Below are 14,792 nucleotides of genomic sequence, written 5' to 3'. Positions count from 1 at the left end.
CTACTGTCCCGTGCCGGTGCTTTACTTGCCGCCGTTGGCAGCGTTCATCGCCTTAATCACCTTGTCGGTGATGTCGTGCTTGGGATTGATGTAGACGGCCTCCTGCAGGATCACGTCGTACTTCTCCTGCTCGGCCACCTGCTTGACGACGCGGTTCGCGCGCTCGAGCACCTGGCCCAGTTCCTCGTTCTTGCGCGCGCCCAGGTCCTCCTGGAATTCGCGGCGCTTGCGCTGGAATTCGCGGTCCTGGTCCACCAACTGGCGTTGCCGTGCAGTGCGCTGGCTCTCGGCCATCGTGGGCGCCTCACGCTCGAACTTCTCGGTGGCGGACTTGAGCGAATTGCCCATGTCCACCAGTTCTTTCTCCCGGCGGGAGAACTCCTGCTCCAGCTTGGCCTGCGCCGCCTTGGCGGTGTTGGCTTCGCGGAAGATGCGGTCGGTATTCACAAAGCCGGCCCTGAACTCCTGTGCCTGTGCAGGCACGGCGGCAGCCAGGGAGCCCAACAGGACGACCAGGGGAATGTGGCGGGAAAGGGATTTCATTAGAAAGACGTTCCGATCTGGAATTGCAGTTTCTGGATTTTATCGCCGGCGAACTTGCGCACCGGTTGCGCGATGGCGATACGTAGCGGGCCCAGCGGGGAAATCCAGCTCAGGCCCAGACCAGCCGAGACGCGCATGTCGCCCAGCTCCCAGCTCTCATCCTCGCCGTACACGTTGCCCGCGTCCACGAAAGTGAACCAGCGCAGCGTGCGGTCGTTGCCGGCGCCGGGGAACGGCGCGATGAGCTCGGCATTCAGCGTGATCTTCTTGGGGCCGCCCAGCGACGCACCGGTCACGTCCCGCGGACCCAGTGTGCCCTGGTCGAAGCCGCGCACCGAGCCCAGGCCGCCGGAGTAGAAATTCTTGAACACCGGGAAGGGACGGCCATTCATGCCCTTGCCTAAGCCCAACTCGCCGTTGAAGGCGATGGTGAACTGCTTGTTCAAGGGAATGTACTGCTGGTATTGGTAGTTGGCTCGCACATAGCGCGCATCGCCGGCCACGGACCATTCGGAGTTCAGGCGCTGGTACCGCCCGGAGTTCGGTGCCAACGCACTGTCACGGTCATCGCGCGACCAGCCAATGGTGAGCGGCACTGATAGGCTGGTTTCACCAAACTGCTGCGCATAGGCGAGGTAGGCGGCGGGGATATTGGTACCGGCCTTGATGCGCGTCTGCTCCACTCCCCCCCCGAAGAACACGGTGTCGGTCTCGCTGAAGGGTACGCCCAAGCGCACACTGGTGCCCGCGGTGACCAGCTCATAGTTGCCGCCCTGGTCTTCATAGGGCTTGGCCGTGCGGTAGTACACGTCGAAGGTACGGGAGATGCCATCCTGCGTGAAGTATGGATCGGTGGTGGAGAACACCAGCGTGCGACGGTATTTGCTGGTGTTGACGTCCACGCCAAGGTAGTTGCCCGAACCGAAGACGTTCTCTTGCTTGATGGCAAACGACACCGATACCTTCTCGGCGCTGGAAAAGCCCGCCCCCAGTTGCAGCGATCCCGTAGGCTTCTCGGCCACGTTCACCACCAGGTCCACCTGGTCGGGCGCGCCCGGCACCTCCTGGGTTTCCACATTCACCTCAGTGAAATAGCCCAGGCGGTCCACGCGGTCGCGCGACAGCTTGATCTTGTCGCCGTCGTACCAGGAGGCTTCAAACTGGCGGAATTCGCGGCGGATGACTTCGTCGCGGGTGCGGTTGTTGCCGCTCACGTTGATCCGGCGCACATAGGCGCGGCGCGAGGGCTCTGCACGCAGCACCAGGGCCACGCGGTTGTTCTCGCGGTCGATCTCGGGCACGGCCTCCACACGCGCGAAGGCGAAGCCGAAGTTCCCGAAGTGGTCAGTGAAAGCCTTGGTGGTTTCGGCCACCTTGTCGGCGTTGTAGGGCTCGCCAGGGCGGATGGTGATGAGCGACTTGAACTCGTCATCGCGGTCCAGGTAGTTGCCTTCCAACTTCACTCCTGAAACCACATAGCTCTGGCCTTCGTTCACGTTGACGGTGATCGAGATGTCCTGCTTGTCCGGCGAGATTGCCACCTGCGTGGACTCGATGCGGAACTCCAGGAAGCCGCGCGCCAGATAGTACGAGCGCAGCGTCTCCAGGTCTGCATTGAGCTTGGCGCGCGAATAGCGGTTGGATTTGGTGTACCAGCTCATCCAGCCGCCCGTGTCCTGGTCGAACAGCCCCTTGAGCGTGGATTCGCTGAAGGCCTTGTTGCCGACGATGCGGATTTCCTTGATCTTGGCGGGCTCGCCCTCGGTGACGGTGAAGGTGAGGTTGACGCGGTTGCGCTCGATCGGCGTGACGGTGGTCACCACCTCCGCGCCGTACAGGCTGCGGTTGATGTACTGGCGTTTGAGCTCCTGCTCGGCGCGGTCGGCCAGGGCCTTGTCGAAGGGGCGCCCCTCGGTCAAACCCACGTCGCGCATGGCCTTCTTGAGGGTGTCCTTGTCGAACTCCTTAGTGCCGGCGAAATCCACGTCGGCGATGGTCGGGCGCTCTTCCACCACCACCACCAGCACGTTGCCGGAAGCCTCCAGGCGCACGTCCTTGAACAGGCCAAGGGCAAACAGAGCGCGGATGGCTGCTGCACCCTTGTCGTCGTTGTACTCGTCACCCACGCGCAGCGGCAACGACGCGAAGATGGTGCCCGGCTCCACACGTTGCAGGCCTTCCACACGGATGTCCTGCACCTTGAACGGCGCCAGCGCCCATGCGGCTTGGGAGGCAAAAACCATGGCTGCGAGGGCGGATGCCGTACGCACGCCCAGGCGATTGATATGTTTTCTCATGGATGAAGCTGGAGCCGACAGTGCAGCGCAACGGCGGCGAAAAGGTTAGCCAAAAAGCCGGGTGAGGTCGTTGAACAGGGCGATGGACATCATGAGGAGAAGCACCGCGACGCCTGTGCGCTGCAGCCGCTCCATCCAGGCTTCGGACACGCCCCGTCCCGTCACCCCCTCCCAAAGATAATACATCAGGTGCCCACCATCCAATACGGGCAGCGGAAGCAGGTTCAGCACTCCCAGGCTCACGCTGATGAGTGCGAGGAAGCTGAGGTACTGGGTCAGCCCCATGCTGGCGGAACGGCCTGCGTAATCGGCGATGGTCAGCGGCCCGCTGAGGTTCTTGAGCGAAGCCTCACCGATCACCATGCGGCCCATCATGCGCAGCGTGAGGACCGACACCTCCCATGTGCGCACCGTGCCTTTCCAGAGCCCTTCCAAGGGGCCGTAATGCACGTTCACCATCTCGGGCGGCGCGCCCACATAGGCGCCGACGCGTCCCACGGCGCCGCCCGCCTCCTGCGCCACTTCGGGCGTGACTTCCAGGTCGCGCGGCTGACCGTCGCGCTCGATGCGCCAGACCTGCGTGAGCGGCTGGCCCGCCTGCACGGACGCGCGTATCAGCTCGCGCAGTTGCACGCCATCCACCACCGCCGCACTGCCCAGGCGCAGAACCACATCGCCAGCGCGCAGCCCCGCACGCGCAGCCGCGCCGCCTGGCACGACCTCGCCCAACACGGGACGCGTCCAGGGCGCGGTGATGCCGATGCGGCGATACAGCTGCACATCGGCCTCGCGCACGTCCAGCTGATCTATGCGCAACAGCACCTCGCGCGGCGTCGTTCCGCGCTCTGGCTGCAGCAGCAGCCGCACGTTCTCCCCGTCCAGCGCGCCACGCGTGAGCATCCAGCGCAGATCTTCGAACGAGCGCACGGGCTCGAAATCGCCCTCACCCAGCCCGGCCGACACCACCAGTTCGCCGCCGCGCAGGCCCGCCTGCTCGGCCACCGACCCCGCTACAGGGCTGGCCAGGTAGGCCTTGGGCTCGTCCACGCCGCTCCAGTTGACGGCGGCGTACAACAACACCGCCAGCAGTAGATTGGCCAGCGGCCCCGCGGCAACGATGGCGGCGCGCGAACGCAGGGGCTGGGTATTGAAGGCCAGGTGGCGTTCATGCGGCTCGACGGGCGCTTCGCGCTCGTCCAGCATGCGCACGTACCCTCCCAGCGGAAAGGCGCCGATGACGAATTCCGTGGGTGAGCCCTTGGGCTGCCAACGCAGCAAAGGCTTGCCAAAGCCGACCGAGAAGCGGAGGACCTTGACACCGCAGGCCACCGCTACGCGGTAATGGCCGTACTCGTGCACGGCGATCAGCACGCCCAACGCGACGATGAAGGCAACGACAGTCAGCAGCATGCCTGGGGTTTCCTACAAAAATCAGAGCGCCTTGCGCTTATCCAGCAATGGTTTGAATATAAAAGTCACCTGTAACCCTTGTATGACAAGCGCAAAACGCTCACCTTTTAAGAGCATCCCTCACAGGCGCGCCATCAGCTCCGCGGACCGCGCACGCGTGCGCGCATCCAGCGCCAGCAGTGCGTCCAGCGAGTCCGGGTTGGACGGTTCGACGGCTTCCAAAGTTGCAAGGTTGAGCGCATGGATCTGGTCGAAACGTATGCGCTGCTCCAGGAAAGCCGCCACTGCCACCTCGTTGGCGGCATTGAGCACGGCCGTGGTGCCGGGCGCCGCGCGCAACGCCTGCCAGGACAGGTGCAGGCCAGGAAAGCGCGTGGCATCCGCTTCTTCGAAGGTCAGCGCCGCCAGTTGCGTGAAATCCAGGGGTGCCGCGCCGCTTTCCACCCGCTCGGGCCAGGCCAGGCCACAGGCGATGGGCACGCGCATATCGGGCGTGCCCAACTGGGCAATGATGGACGCGTCCACGAACTGCACCATGGAGTGGATGATCTGCTGCGGGTGGATGACCACCTTGATCTGCTCGGGCGCCAGGTTGAACAGCCAGCGCGCCTCGATCACCTCCAGCGCCTTGTTCATCATCGTGGCCGAGTCGATGGAAATCTTGCGGCCCATCGAGAAGTTGGGATGCGCGCAGGCCTGCGCCGGCGTCACGTCGCGCAGCGTGGCCGGGTCGCGCGTGCGAAACGGCCCGCCCGACGCGGTGAGCAGCACGTGGTCCACGCGCCGCGGCCAGGTGGCGGGGTCTTCGGGCAGGCTCTGGAAGATGGCGGAATGCTCGCTGTCGATGGGCAGCAGCGTGGCGCCGCCTTCGCGCACCGCGGCCATGAACACCTCGCCCCCGACGACCAGCGCCTCCTTGTTGGCCAGCAGCAGGCGCTTGCCCGCACGCGCGGCCGCCAGGCACGGCGCCAGGCCCGCCGCGCCCACGATGGCCGCCATGACCGCGTCCACCTCTTCGTGGGAGGCAATGGCTTGCAGCGCATCGGGTGTTTGCAGCACCTCGGTGGGCAAGCCGCTCTGCTGCAGTTTGTCTGCCAGCTGGCGCGCATGCGCACTGCTGGCCATCACCGCATAGCGCGGACGGAACTGCGCGCACTGCGCCAGCATCAGGTCCACCTGCGTGGCCGCGCTCAGCGCAAAGACTTCGTAGCGATCGGGGTGGCGTGCCACCACGTCGAGGGTGCTGGTGCCGATGGATCCCGTGGAACCCAGCACCGTGAGACGTTGTTTCATGCGGATGCGAAATGAGAAAGCATCATGGCCAGGGGCAGCGTGGGCAGCAGCGCATCGATGCGGTCCAGTACGCCGCCGTGGCCGGGCAGCAGGCCGCTGCTGTCCTTGACACCGGCGCTGCGCTTAATGAGCGACTCCACCAGGTCGCCTACCACGCTCATGGCGGCCATGAACAATGCGCCAACGACCAGCAGCCATACGCCCTGGGCTGCCAGGCGTGAGTACAGGCTGGGCACGCTGGCCTGCCAGGCCCCATCGGCCGCGGTCCAGGCCGCTGCCAGCACCAGCACACCCAGCATGCCACCCCACACCCCTTCCCAGCTCTTGCCGGGGCTGATAGAGGGAGCCAGCTTGTTGCGCGTGAAGCGCAGGCCAAAAGCGCGGCCGGCAAAGTAGGCAAAGATATCGGCCGCCCACACCAGGGTCAGAACCGACAGAAGGAAATTGACCCCCACCACGCGCGCCTGGGCCACGGCCAGCCAGGCCATCCACAGCGCCAGCACGCCCCCGGCCACGCGCAGCCCGCGCGGCAGCTGCGGCCAGCCGGCCACGCCCACGCGCAGCAAGGCGGCCCCGCCCAGCACCCAGGCAGCGCCGCCCACCAGCCACAGCCAGGGCAGCGGCTGGTGCAGCCAGCCCGCGGCCCACCCGAGGCCGCACAGCACTACACACGCCGCCCCCAGGCCGATGCTGGCGCCGCCGCCGAGGCCGTTGAGCCGACCCCATTCCCACGCCGCCGCAGCCATCATGACCAGCGTCACCACGGCAAAGGGCACGAACGAGGGATAGAACAATGCCGGCAACAGAATGGCCAGCAGGACCAACGCGGTGATGACACGTTGCTTGAGCATCCAGGCCCCCTTCAGCGATGTGCGGTGGACGGAATCAGGCACGCAGCGAACCGGGCTGCTGCGCTTGTACCTGGTCGGAGGTTTGGCCAAAGCGGCGCTCGCGCGCCGCGAAGTCCGCGATGGCTTCATCCAGTGCGGCCTCGTCGAAATCTGGCCACAGGCGGTCACTGAAATACAGTTCGGTATAGGCGGCCTGCCACAGCAGGAAGTTGCTGATGCGCCGCTCGCCACCGGTTCGGATCAGCAGATCCGGATCGGGCACATGGGCCATGCCCATGGCGGCATGCAGGCTGGCCTCGGTGATGGGCTCGCCCCGCGCTGCAAGCGCAGCTGCGGCCTGCGTGATGTCCCAGCGGCCGCCGTAGTTGAAGCAGACATTGAGCACCAGGCGCTGATTGCCTGCGGTGGCCGCCTCGGCACGCTGAAGCCCTTCGCGCACCTGCGCCGAAATGCCCGATTTTTCCCCCACGAAGTGCACCTGCACGCCATCCCGGGCCAGTTGTGGCACCTCACGTGTCAGCGCCTTGGCAAGCAGATCCATGAGACCGGACACCTCGTCCGCCGGACGGTTCCAGTTCTCGGAGGAAAACGCGAACACGGTAAGCACGCCCACGCCGCGTTGGACGCAGGCATGCACGCAGCGCCGCAGCGATTCCACGCCCTGCCGATGCCCCGCCAGGCGCGGCAGGAAGCGGCGCGTCGCCCAGCGGCCGTTGCCATCCATGACGATGGCAATGTGGTGGGGAATGGCTCCCTGCACGGTGGGCATGAATCCAGGATCGATCCGCAAAACCGGATCAGATCGCCATGATTTCCTGCTCCTTGGCCGCCACCAAGGCATCGATCTCTGCAATGTGCTTGTCGGTGGTTTTCTGCACATCGGCCTCGGCGCGCTTTTGGTCGTCCTCGGAGGCGAGCTTGTCCTTGACCAGCTTCTTGACGCCCTCATTGGCATCGCGGCGCAGGTTGCGGATGGCCACCTTGGCGCCCTCGCCTTCGCTGCGCGCCAGCTTGGTCATCTCCTTGCGGCGCTCTTCACTCATCGGCGGCATGGGCACGCGGATCAGGTCGCCCATGGAGGCCGGGTTCAGCCCCAGATCGCTTTCACGGATCGCCTTCTCGATCTTGGCACCCATGTTCTTTTCCCAGGGCTGCACACTGATGGTGCGCGCGTCGAGCAAGGCCACGTTGGCCACCTGGGACAACGGCACCATGGATCCGTAGTACTCAACATGGATCGTGTCGAGCAGCTGCGGGTTGGCGCGGCCGGTGCGGATCTTGGCCAGGTTGTTCTTGAAGGCGGCGATGGACTGGTCCATCTTCGCCTCGGTCGTCTTCTTGATGTCGGCAATCGTCATGTGTGGTTCCTCTGCAAGCGGGCAATCAGGCCAGGCGCGGCAAAGCCATCAAGCGTACACCAACGTGCCTTCGTCTTCGCCCATCACCACGCGCTTCAGCGCGCCATGTTTCACGATGGAGAACACGCGGATCGGCAGCTTCTGGTCGCGGCACAGGGCAAAGGCCGTCGCGTCCAGGATGCCCAGGTTGCGGCTCATGGCCTCGTCGAACGTGAGCTTGGCATAGCGGGTGGCCGACGGGTCCTTCATCGGATCGGCCGTGTACACGCCGTCGACCTTGGTCGCCTTAAGCACCACCTCGGCGCCGATCTCGGCGCCGCGCAGCGCGGCGGCCGTGTCGGTGGTGAAGAAGGGGTTGCCGGTTCCGGCGGCGAACACCACCACTTTGCCCTCTTCGAGGTACTGCAGCGCCTTGGGACGCACGTAGGGCTCCACCACCTGCTCGATGCCGATGGCGGACATCACGCGGGCCGTCAGCCCCTGCTTGTCCATGGCGTCCGCCAGGGCCAGCGCGTTCATCACGGTGGCCAGCATGCCCATGTAGTCGGCCGTGGCGCGGTCCATGCCCACGGACCCACCCGCCACACCGCGGAAGATGTTGCCCCCGCCGATCACCACCGCCACTTGCACGCCCAGGCGGGTGACCTCGGCGATCTCCTCGACCATGCGCACGATCGTGGCACGGTTGATGCCGAATGCGTCATCGCCCATCAGCGCCTCACCAGACAACTTGAGCAGGATGCGCTTGTGGGCTGGCGTGGCGAGGGTCATGGGCAATTCTCCGTAAGGCTGGACTGGGGGGATGAAGGGCGTGGGCGGCAGGCGCTATCAGGCGCCCGACTTGGCGGCAGCGACTTGCGCAGCCACCTCGGCGGCGAAATCGTCCACCTTCTTCTCGATGCCCTCGCCCACCACGTACAGGGTGAAGCCCTTCACCGTGGTGTTGGCGGCCTTGAGCATCTGGGCCACGGTCTGCTTGCCATCGGCGGCCTTCACGAAGACCTGGTCGGCCAGCGAGACTTCCTTGAGGTACTTCTGCACCGAGCCTTCGACCATCTTGGCGGCGATATCGGCCGGCTTGCCGGACTCGGCGGCCTTGCCCTCGGCCACGGCACGCTCCTTGGCGATCAGGTCGGCAGGCACGTCGGCGCTGGTCAGCGCCACGGGCTTCATGGCTGCCACATGCATGGCCACGTCCTTGGCGGCCACGGCATCGCCGTCGAACTCCACCACCACGCCGATGCGCGAGCCGTGCAGGTAGGCGGCCAGGTTGGAGCCGCTGAAACGCTTGAAACGACGGAAAGACATGTTCTCGCCGATCTTGCCGATCAGGCCCTTGCGCACATCTTCCAGGGTGGGGCCGAAGCCGTCCTGCTCATAGGCCAATTGGCCCAGGGCTTCGATGTCGGCGGGGTTGTGTTCCGCGACCAGCTTGGCGGCGGCGTTGGCCATGGCGATGAAGCTGTCGTTCTTGGACACGAAGTCGGTTTCGCTGTTCACTTCGATCAGCGCACCCACGTTGCCGTTGATGAACGATGCCACCACGCCTTCGGCCGTCACGCGGGAAGCAGCCTTGCCGGCCTTGGTGCCCAGCTTGACGCGCAGCAGCTCTTCGGCCTTGGCCATGTCGCCGTCGGCCTCGGTCAGGGCCTTCTTGCATTCCATCATGGGGGCATCGGTCTTGCCACGCAGTTCGGCAACCATGCTTGCGGTAATTGCAGCCATCGTGTTTCTCCAGTTTTTGAGTTCAGTTCGTTACAGGATCAGAAGCTAAAAAAAAGGGGGCTCACCAGGGGCCCCGCTTTTTTTGCGACGCATCGCGCAGCCCTTGACTTAGGCGGCGTTCTCGTCCACTTCCACGAATTCGTCGGAGCCTTCGGCAGCCACAGCCTTGGCCACTTCCGTCACGGCGTTGGCACGGCCGTCAAGGATAGCGTCGGCGATGCCGCGAGCGTACAGAGCCACAGCCTTGGCCGAGTCGTCGTTACCGGGGATCACATAGTCGATACCCTCGGGCGAGTGGTTGGAGTCCACCACGCCGATCAGCGGGATGCCCAGCTTCTTGGCTTCGGACACGGCGATCTTGTGGTAGCCCACGTCGATCACGAAGATGGCGTCGGGCAGCGCAGCCATGTCCTGAATGCCCCCGATGTCCTTCTCGAGCTTTTCCAGCTCGCGCGAGAACATCAGCTGCTCCTTCTTGCTCATGGACTCCAGGCCGGCTTCCTGCTGTGCCTTCATGTCCTTCAGGCGCTTGATGGAGGTCTTGACGGTCTTGAAGTTGGTCAGCATGCCGCCCAGCCAGCGCTGGTCGACATAGGGCACGCCAGCGCGCTGGGCCTGCTCGGCCACCAGTTCGCGGGCCTGGCGCTTGGTGCCGACCATCAGGATCGTGCCGCGGTTGGCAGCCAACTGCTTGGCGAACTTCTGCGCCTCCTGGAACATCGGCAGCGACTTTTCCAGGTTGATGATGTGAATCTTGTTGCGATGGCCGAAGATGAAGGGGGCCATCTTGGGGTTCCAGAAGCGCGTTTGGTGGCCAAAGTGGACACCGGCTTCCAGCATTTCACGCATGGTGACGGACATGAGGTTTCTCCGAAGGTTGGGTCTAAAATCCAGCCTCAATACTTGCCCACTGAATCGCTCTTGCGTGGAACTTGCAGTCCCACGAGAGGGCAGAGGGCAACACCTTGAGAGGGCTGGTTTGCGATTAAGTTCTGCATAGTGCCTGGCAGCACGGCGGCGGCGCAGCTCTCAGCAAAACCCAAAGATTCTAGCATATCCCCATGTTGGCTGACCTCGTCTCTACCCGCAGCCACGTAGCTGCCGGGCACAGCAGCGCACGCGATGAAATCGAGCGCTGCATCGCCGCCGCCGAAGGGCCCACCTGCGCCCATGTGTTCCGCCAGACCAGCTACGACCAGGCCCGCGCAGCAGCCGCCGTGCCCGGCGTGGAGCGTCTGCCGCTGGCGGGCCTTGCCGTCTCGGTCAAGGACCTGTTCGACATCCAGGGCATGACCACCGCCGCAGGCTCCACCGTGTTGCGGGATGCGCCACCCGCGCCGGCCGACAGCCCGGCCGTGGCGCGCCTGCGCCGCGCGGGCGCAGCGTTCATCGGCCGCACGCACATGGTGGAGTTCGCCTTCTCCGGCGTGGGTGTGAATCCGCACTTCGGCACGCCCGCCGCATTTGACGCCCGCCACGGCGCGCTGCCCTGCCCTGCGCGGGTGTGCGGGGGCTCGTCGTCGGGCGCCGGGGTGTCGGTGGCCACGGGCGCGGCCTTCATTGGCCTGGGCTCCGATACGGGCGGCTCGATCCGTATCCCGGCCGCGCTGAACGGCATCGTGGGTTTCAAGAACACCGCGCGCCTCGTGCCCACAGAAGGCGCTGTCCCCTTGTCCACCACGCTGGACACGGCCTGCGCACTCACCCGCACGGTACGCGATGCCGTGGTGGCGCACGAGATCCTGGCGGCACGGCGCGTCACGCGCAGCCCCGCACCGCTGTCGGCCTGGCGGCTGGCCGTACCCGCCACACTGTTCCTGGACGGACTGGACGCCACCGTGGCACGCGCCTTCGACCGCACACTGTCACGCCTGCGCGCGGCCGGCGCGCAGATCACCGAGATTGCCCTGCCAGAAAGCGCCCAGTTGGCCGATGTGAACGCCACCGGCGGTTTTTCCGCCGCCGAAAGCTACGCCTGGCACCGCACGCTGCTGGCACGGCACGGCAACGCCTACGATCCGCGCGTGAAGAACCGCATCGAGCGCGGCGCTGGCATGTCCGCGGCCGACTACATCGATCTGCTGCACGCGCGGCGCGCCTGGATCGCACGCATGCAGACCGCCATGGCCGACTTCGACGCCCTGCTCTCGCCCACCGTGCCCATCGTGGCGCCCCCCATCGCATCGGTCGCGCCGGGCAGCGAGCGCGACGCGGAGTTCTTTCGCGTCAACGGATTGCTGCTGCGCAACACCAGCGTGGTCAACATGCTGGACGGCTGCGCCCTGTCCCTGCCCTGCCACGAAGCGGGCGAACTGCCCGTGGGCCTGATGGTGTGGCACGGCGCACTGCGCGATGACCCGGTGCTGAACATCGGCCTGCTGATCGAACAAGAACTACAAAAACAATAGCTACTAGCGCTTATCCTACGGGCGCTAGAGGCATATTTCGCTTCAATTTTCATGCACATCATCATCGTGGGCGCCGGCATCGTCGGCGCGGCCACTGCTTATGAACTGGCCGCGGACGGCCATCAGGTCACCGTGGTCGAGCAGCGCGGCGCCGCGGCAGAGGAGGCGAGCTTCGGCAGCTCCGGCCTGCTGGCGCCCTCGCTACTCATGCCGTGGGCGGCGCCGGGCCTGGGCGGGCCGCTCGGCCGCTGGCCTTGGAGCCGCGATGCCACGCTGCGCCTGGTACGCGGCGCCGGCATGGCAGGCCGGCGCTGGCGCTGGCGCTGGTCCCAGGCGGGTCGCCGGCCCGAGACGACGGCGCGGCTGGCCGCGCTGGAAGGTCTGGGCCGCTACAGCCTGGCACGCACGCGCGAACTCATCCACCAATGGGTCGTGGACCTGGAAACCAGCCGCGGCACTCTGGTGCTGCTGCGCCGCCCCGAAGATGTGGAGCGCCTGCAGCCCGCGCTGAAGGTGCTGCGCGACGCAGGCGTGGGCCTGCGCGATGTGGATGCCGACACCGCGCGGCTCATCGAGCCCGGCCTGTCCACCGACGTGCCGCTGGCGGGCGCCGTGCATGTACCGGATGGCGAGTCCGGCAACTGCCGGCTGTTTGCGCAGATCCTGCGCCACGCGGCGCAGGAGCGCGGCGCACAGTTCGTGTTCGGCGCGCATGTCCGCTCTCTCAGCGCATCGCCGCCCGGCGTCCACGTCGTAGGCGAAGCCGCCCCGCGCCAGGCCGACGCCGTGGTGCTGTGCGCCGGCGTGGCCAGCGCCGCGCTGCTGCGCCCGCTGGGGCGCCACCTGCCCCTGGAGGCCGTCCATGGCTACACCGTCAGCGCGCCGGTGCGCGAGGACAGCCATGCACCCCAGGGCTCGGTGATCGATCCGCTGCACCGCATCACCATCACCCGCCAGGGTCAGCGCGTGCGTGTGTCCGGCGGCGCCGAGATCGGGCACAGCAACGGCAGCCACCACGCGCCCACGCTGCAGACGCTCTACCTCGCGCTGTCGGGCTGGTTCCCGGGCGGCGCGCTCACCTCGTCCCCGCAAGTGCAGGTCTGGCGCGGCGCGCGCCCCACGCTGACCGATGGCGCCCCCGCCATCGGCGCGAGCGGTGTGTCCGGCCTGTGGATCAACACCGGCCACGGCGCTTGCGGCTGGGCCCAGGCCTGTGGCAGTGCCCGCGCCCTGGCGGACCTGATCGCCCAGCGCACCCCCGCGATTGACCTGCAGCCCTTTGCGCCGCAGCGCTTCTAGCGCGCTTTGCACGGCCCCCACCCGGCGCCACAATGCCGGGCATGCAGCGCATCGCACCTGACCGGCCCCATCCCCTGTTCGACACCGCGGCCACGCGCTGCCTGGAGGCCTGCGCCGCCGCTGCCCTCGCGCCCCACACGCTGATGCAGCGCGCCGGCCAGGCCACGGCCCGGTTGGCGCTCGCGCTGGCTCCGCATGCGCGCACCTTCTGGTTCGCCTGCGGCGGCGGCAACAACGGCGGCGATGGGCTGGAGGCCGCCCTGCTGCTGCACCGCGGGGGCCACCCGGTCGTGGTGACCTGGCTGGGAACGCCCGAAACGGCGCCTGCCGACGCGCGCCAGTCCTGGCAGCGCGCACAAGAGGCCGGCGTGCCGTTCGCGGCTGAGCCGCCCTCCCTCGGTCCGCAGGACCTGTGCGTGGATGCGCTGCTGGGCATCGGCCTGAGCGCCGATCCGCGCCCCCGCAGGCCCGACGCGCGGCTGCTGCAATGGCTGGCCCGCATGCACGCCTGCGCGGCACCCACGCTGTGTGTGGACCTGCCCTCCGGCCTGGTAGCGGAATCAGGCCAGTACATCCCGGGGCTGGCGCCGGCCCATCCAGGTGCCACGGCGGCGCGCCACACGCTGAGCCTGCTCACGCTCAAGCCAGGCCTGTTCACCGGCCAGGGCCGCGACGCAGCGGGCAGCGTGTGGTTTGATGACCTGGGCGTGCCGGCATCAACCGAAACCCCTTGCGCCTGGCTCACCGGCCCCCCCGCCCCGGCCGTGCGCGCCCATGCCAGCCACAAGGGCAGCTACGGCGACGTGGCCGTCATCGGCGGCGAAGGCCTGCAGGCGCGCGGCATGGGCATGACCGGTGCAGCCCTTTTAGCCGCCAGCGCGGCGTTGCACGCCGGCGCGGGCCGCGTGATGGTGGCGCTGCTGGACGCCGGCGCACTCCCCGCCCTGCCGCAGCAGCCTGAACTGATGCTGCGCCGTTGTGACGCGCTGGCGCTGGACCACGCCACCGTGGTCTGCGGCTGCGGCGGCGGCGCGGCCGTGGCGGCCGTGCTGCCAGACGTCCTGCAGCAATCGGCACGCCTGGTGCTGGACGCAGACGCGCTGAACGCCGTGGCCGCCGACCCCCATCTGCAGCATCTGCTGCGCGAGCGTGGCCGGCAGGGCCGCCCCACCGTGCTGACTCCGCACCCCCTGGAGGCCGCGCGGCTGCTGGCCGGCACCACGGCCGCCGTGCAGGCCGACCGCCTGGCCGCCGCGCGCACGCTGGCCGATCAGTACGGCTGCACCGTGCTGCTCAAGGGCTCGGGCAGCGTGATTGCCGCACCGGGGCGCACGCCCCTCGTCAACCCCACGGGCAACGCACGCCTGGCCACGGGCGGCACCGGTGACGTGCTGGCCGGCCTGGTGGGAGCGCGCCTGGCCGCGGAGCCTGCACAGGCCGGTGCGGCATTTGCGGCGGCGGGCCGCGCCTGCTGGGAGCACGGCGTTGCCGCCGACCGCTGGCCCGCCGGGCGCTCCCTCACCGCGGGAGCGCTCGCACACTCCCTGAACGCAGGCTGACCACGCAGCGCGCCGCGCGGCCCAGCCGCCGGAGGGATTGCATCCAACG

Annotated in this window: 13 protein-coding genes; 3 read left to right on the top strand and 10 right to left on the bottom strand. The window is 67.2% G+C overall.

The annotated features are described in order from the left end of the window. Positions 1-21: 21 nt before the first annotated feature. The 10 genes from AC1PPL_RS14670 to rpsB all read right to left on the bottom strand — a co-directional run bounded on the left by AC1PPL_RS14670 (position 22) and on the right by rpsB (position 10,338). Complete coding sequence (locus tag AC1PPL_RS14670; RefSeq protein ID WP_015912870.1) at positions 22-543, bottom strand: OmpH/Skp family outer membrane protein; 522 nt, start codon at positions 541-543, stop codon at positions 22-24. Then, positions 543-2,840 carry an outer membrane protein assembly factor BamA gene (gene bamA, locus AC1PPL_RS14665; protein ID WP_015912869.1) on the bottom strand — a complete coding sequence of 766 codons (2,298 nt, stop codon included), beginning with the start codon at positions 2,838-2,840 and terminating at the stop codon, positions 543-545. Before bamA ends, AC1PPL_RS14670 begins: the two co-directional genes overlap by 1 nt. Before the next feature lie 45 nt (positions 2,841-2,885). Beyond that, positions 2,886-4,250, bottom strand: coding sequence for an RIP metalloprotease RseP (gene rseP, locus AC1PPL_RS14660; RefSeq protein WP_479973586.1), 1,365 nt, complete (start codon positions 4,248-4,250; stop codon positions 2,886-2,888). A 120-nt stretch (positions 4,251-4,370) separates the two neighbouring features. Beyond that, the gene (ispC, locus tag AC1PPL_RS14655; protein ID WP_015912867.1) at positions 4,371-5,543 is read right to left on the bottom strand and encodes a 1-deoxy-D-xylulose-5-phosphate reductoisomerase; all 1,173 of its coding nucleotides are present in this window, start codon (positions 5,541-5,543) and stop codon (positions 4,371-4,373) included. After that, complete coding sequence (locus tag AC1PPL_RS14650; protein ID WP_103738359.1) at positions 5,540-6,394, bottom strand: phosphatidate cytidylyltransferase; 855 nt, start codon at positions 6,392-6,394, stop codon at positions 5,540-5,542. The genes ispC and AC1PPL_RS14650 overlap by 4 nt, the downstream gene beginning before the upstream one ends. A 34-nt stretch (positions 6,395-6,428) precedes the next feature. Next, positions 6,429-7,163 carry a polyprenyl diphosphate synthase gene (gene uppS, locus AC1PPL_RS14645; protein ID WP_088887093.1) on the bottom strand — a complete coding sequence of 245 codons (735 nt, stop codon included), beginning with the start codon at positions 7,161-7,163 and terminating at the stop codon, positions 6,429-6,431. 28 nt (positions 7,164-7,191) lie between these two features. Further along, on the bottom strand, positions 7,192-7,752 hold the full coding sequence (gene frr / locus AC1PPL_RS14640; protein ID WP_011805777.1) for a ribosome recycling factor: 561 nt from the start codon (positions 7,750-7,752) through the stop codon (positions 7,192-7,194). Positions 7,753-7,800: 48 nt separating this feature from the next. Then, positions 7,801-8,523, bottom strand: coding sequence for a UMP kinase (pyrH, locus tag AC1PPL_RS14635; protein ID WP_011805778.1), 723 nt, complete (start codon positions 8,521-8,523; stop codon positions 7,801-7,803). A 57-nt stretch (positions 8,524-8,580) separates the two neighbouring features. Continuing rightward, complete coding sequence (tsf, locus tag AC1PPL_RS14630) at positions 8,581-9,477, bottom strand: translation elongation factor Ts (RefSeq protein ID WP_011805779.1); 897 nt, start codon at positions 9,475-9,477, stop codon at positions 8,581-8,583. 108 nt (positions 9,478-9,585) lie between these two features. Beyond that, on the bottom strand, positions 9,586-10,338 hold the full coding sequence (gene rpsB / locus AC1PPL_RS14625) for a 30S ribosomal protein S2 (RefSeq protein ID WP_015912864.1): 753 nt from the start codon (positions 10,336-10,338) through the stop codon (positions 9,586-9,588). A gap of 200 nt (positions 10,339-10,538) precedes the next feature. Here rpsB and AC1PPL_RS14620 point away from each other — a divergent pair, with 200 nt between their 5' ends. From AC1PPL_RS14620 to AC1PPL_RS14610, 3 genes are read left to right on the top strand one after another with little or no spacing between them, the layout of a single operon-like run. After that, positions 10,539-11,885, top strand: a complete 1,347-nt coding sequence (locus tag AC1PPL_RS14620; RefSeq protein WP_479973585.1) for an amidase — start codon at positions 10,539-10,541, stop codon at positions 11,883-11,885. Positions 11,886-11,936: 51 nt separating this feature from the next. After that, the gene (locus tag AC1PPL_RS14615; protein ID WP_479973584.1) at positions 11,937-13,184 is read left to right on the top strand and encodes an FAD-dependent oxidoreductase; all 1,248 of its coding nucleotides are present in this window, start codon (positions 11,937-11,939) and stop codon (positions 13,182-13,184) included. Positions 13,185-13,225: 41 nt separating this feature from the next. Next, positions 13,226-14,743: an NAD(P)H-hydrate dehydratase gene (locus AC1PPL_RS14610; RefSeq protein WP_479973583.1), complete on the top strand. Its 1,518-nt coding sequence runs from the start codon at positions 13,226-13,228 to the stop codon at positions 14,741-14,743. The last annotated feature ends 49 nt before the right edge of the window (positions 14,744-14,792 follow it).

Source organism: Diaphorobacter sp. B2A2W2 (assembly GCF_056730635.1).
Note: the sequence above shows the minus strand (reverse complement) of the source record. Positions and strands in the feature narration are given on the sequence as shown.

Bases quoted from the DNA above. Each gene is read 5' to 3' on its own strand.
- tsf (WP_011805779.1), bottom strand. From the start codon at position 9,477: ATGGCTGCAATTACCGCAAGCATGGTTGCCGAACTGCGTGGCAAGACC.
- AC1PPL_RS14610 (WP_479973583.1), top strand. From the start codon at position 13,226: ATGCAGCGCATCGCACCTGACCGGCCCCATCCCCTGTTCGACACCGCG.
- bamA (WP_015912869.1), bottom strand. From the start codon at position 2,840: ATGAGAAAACATATCAATCGCCTGGGCGTGCGTACGGCATCCGCCCTC.
- AC1PPL_RS14615 (WP_479973584.1), top strand. From the start codon at position 11,937: ATGCACATCATCATCGTGGGCGCCGGCATCGTCGGCGCGGCCACTGCT.
- frr (WP_011805777.1), bottom strand. From the start codon at position 7,752: ATGACGATTGCCGACATCAAGAAGACGACCGAGGCGAAGATGGACCAG.
- AC1PPL_RS14670 (WP_015912870.1), bottom strand. From the start codon at position 543: ATGAAATCCCTTTCCCGCCACATTCCCCTGGTCGTCCTGTTGGGCTCC.
- AC1PPL_RS14650 (WP_103738359.1), bottom strand. From the start codon at position 6,394: ATGCTCAAGCAACGTGTCATCACCGCGTTGGTCCTGCTGGCCATTCTG.
- AC1PPL_RS14620 (WP_479973585.1), top strand. From the start codon at position 10,539: ATGTTGGCTGACCTCGTCTCTACCCGCAGCCACGTAGCTGCCGGGCAC.
- rpsB (WP_015912864.1), bottom strand. From the start codon at position 10,338: ATGTCCGTCACCATGCGTGAAATGCTGGAAGCCGGTGTCCACTTTGGC.
- pyrH (WP_011805778.1), bottom strand. From the start codon at position 8,523: ATGACCCTCGCCACGCCAGCCCACAAGCGCATCCTGCTCAAGTTGTCT.
- rseP (WP_479973586.1), bottom strand. From the start codon at position 4,250: ATGCTGCTGACTGTCGTTGCCTTCATCGTCGCGTTGGGCGTGCTGATC.
- uppS (WP_088887093.1), bottom strand. From the start codon at position 7,163: ATGCCCACCGTGCAGGGAGCCATTCCCCACCACATTGCCATCGTCATG.
- ispC (WP_015912867.1), bottom strand. From the start codon at position 5,543: ATGAAACAACGTCTCACGGTGCTGGGTTCCACGGGATCCATCGGCACC.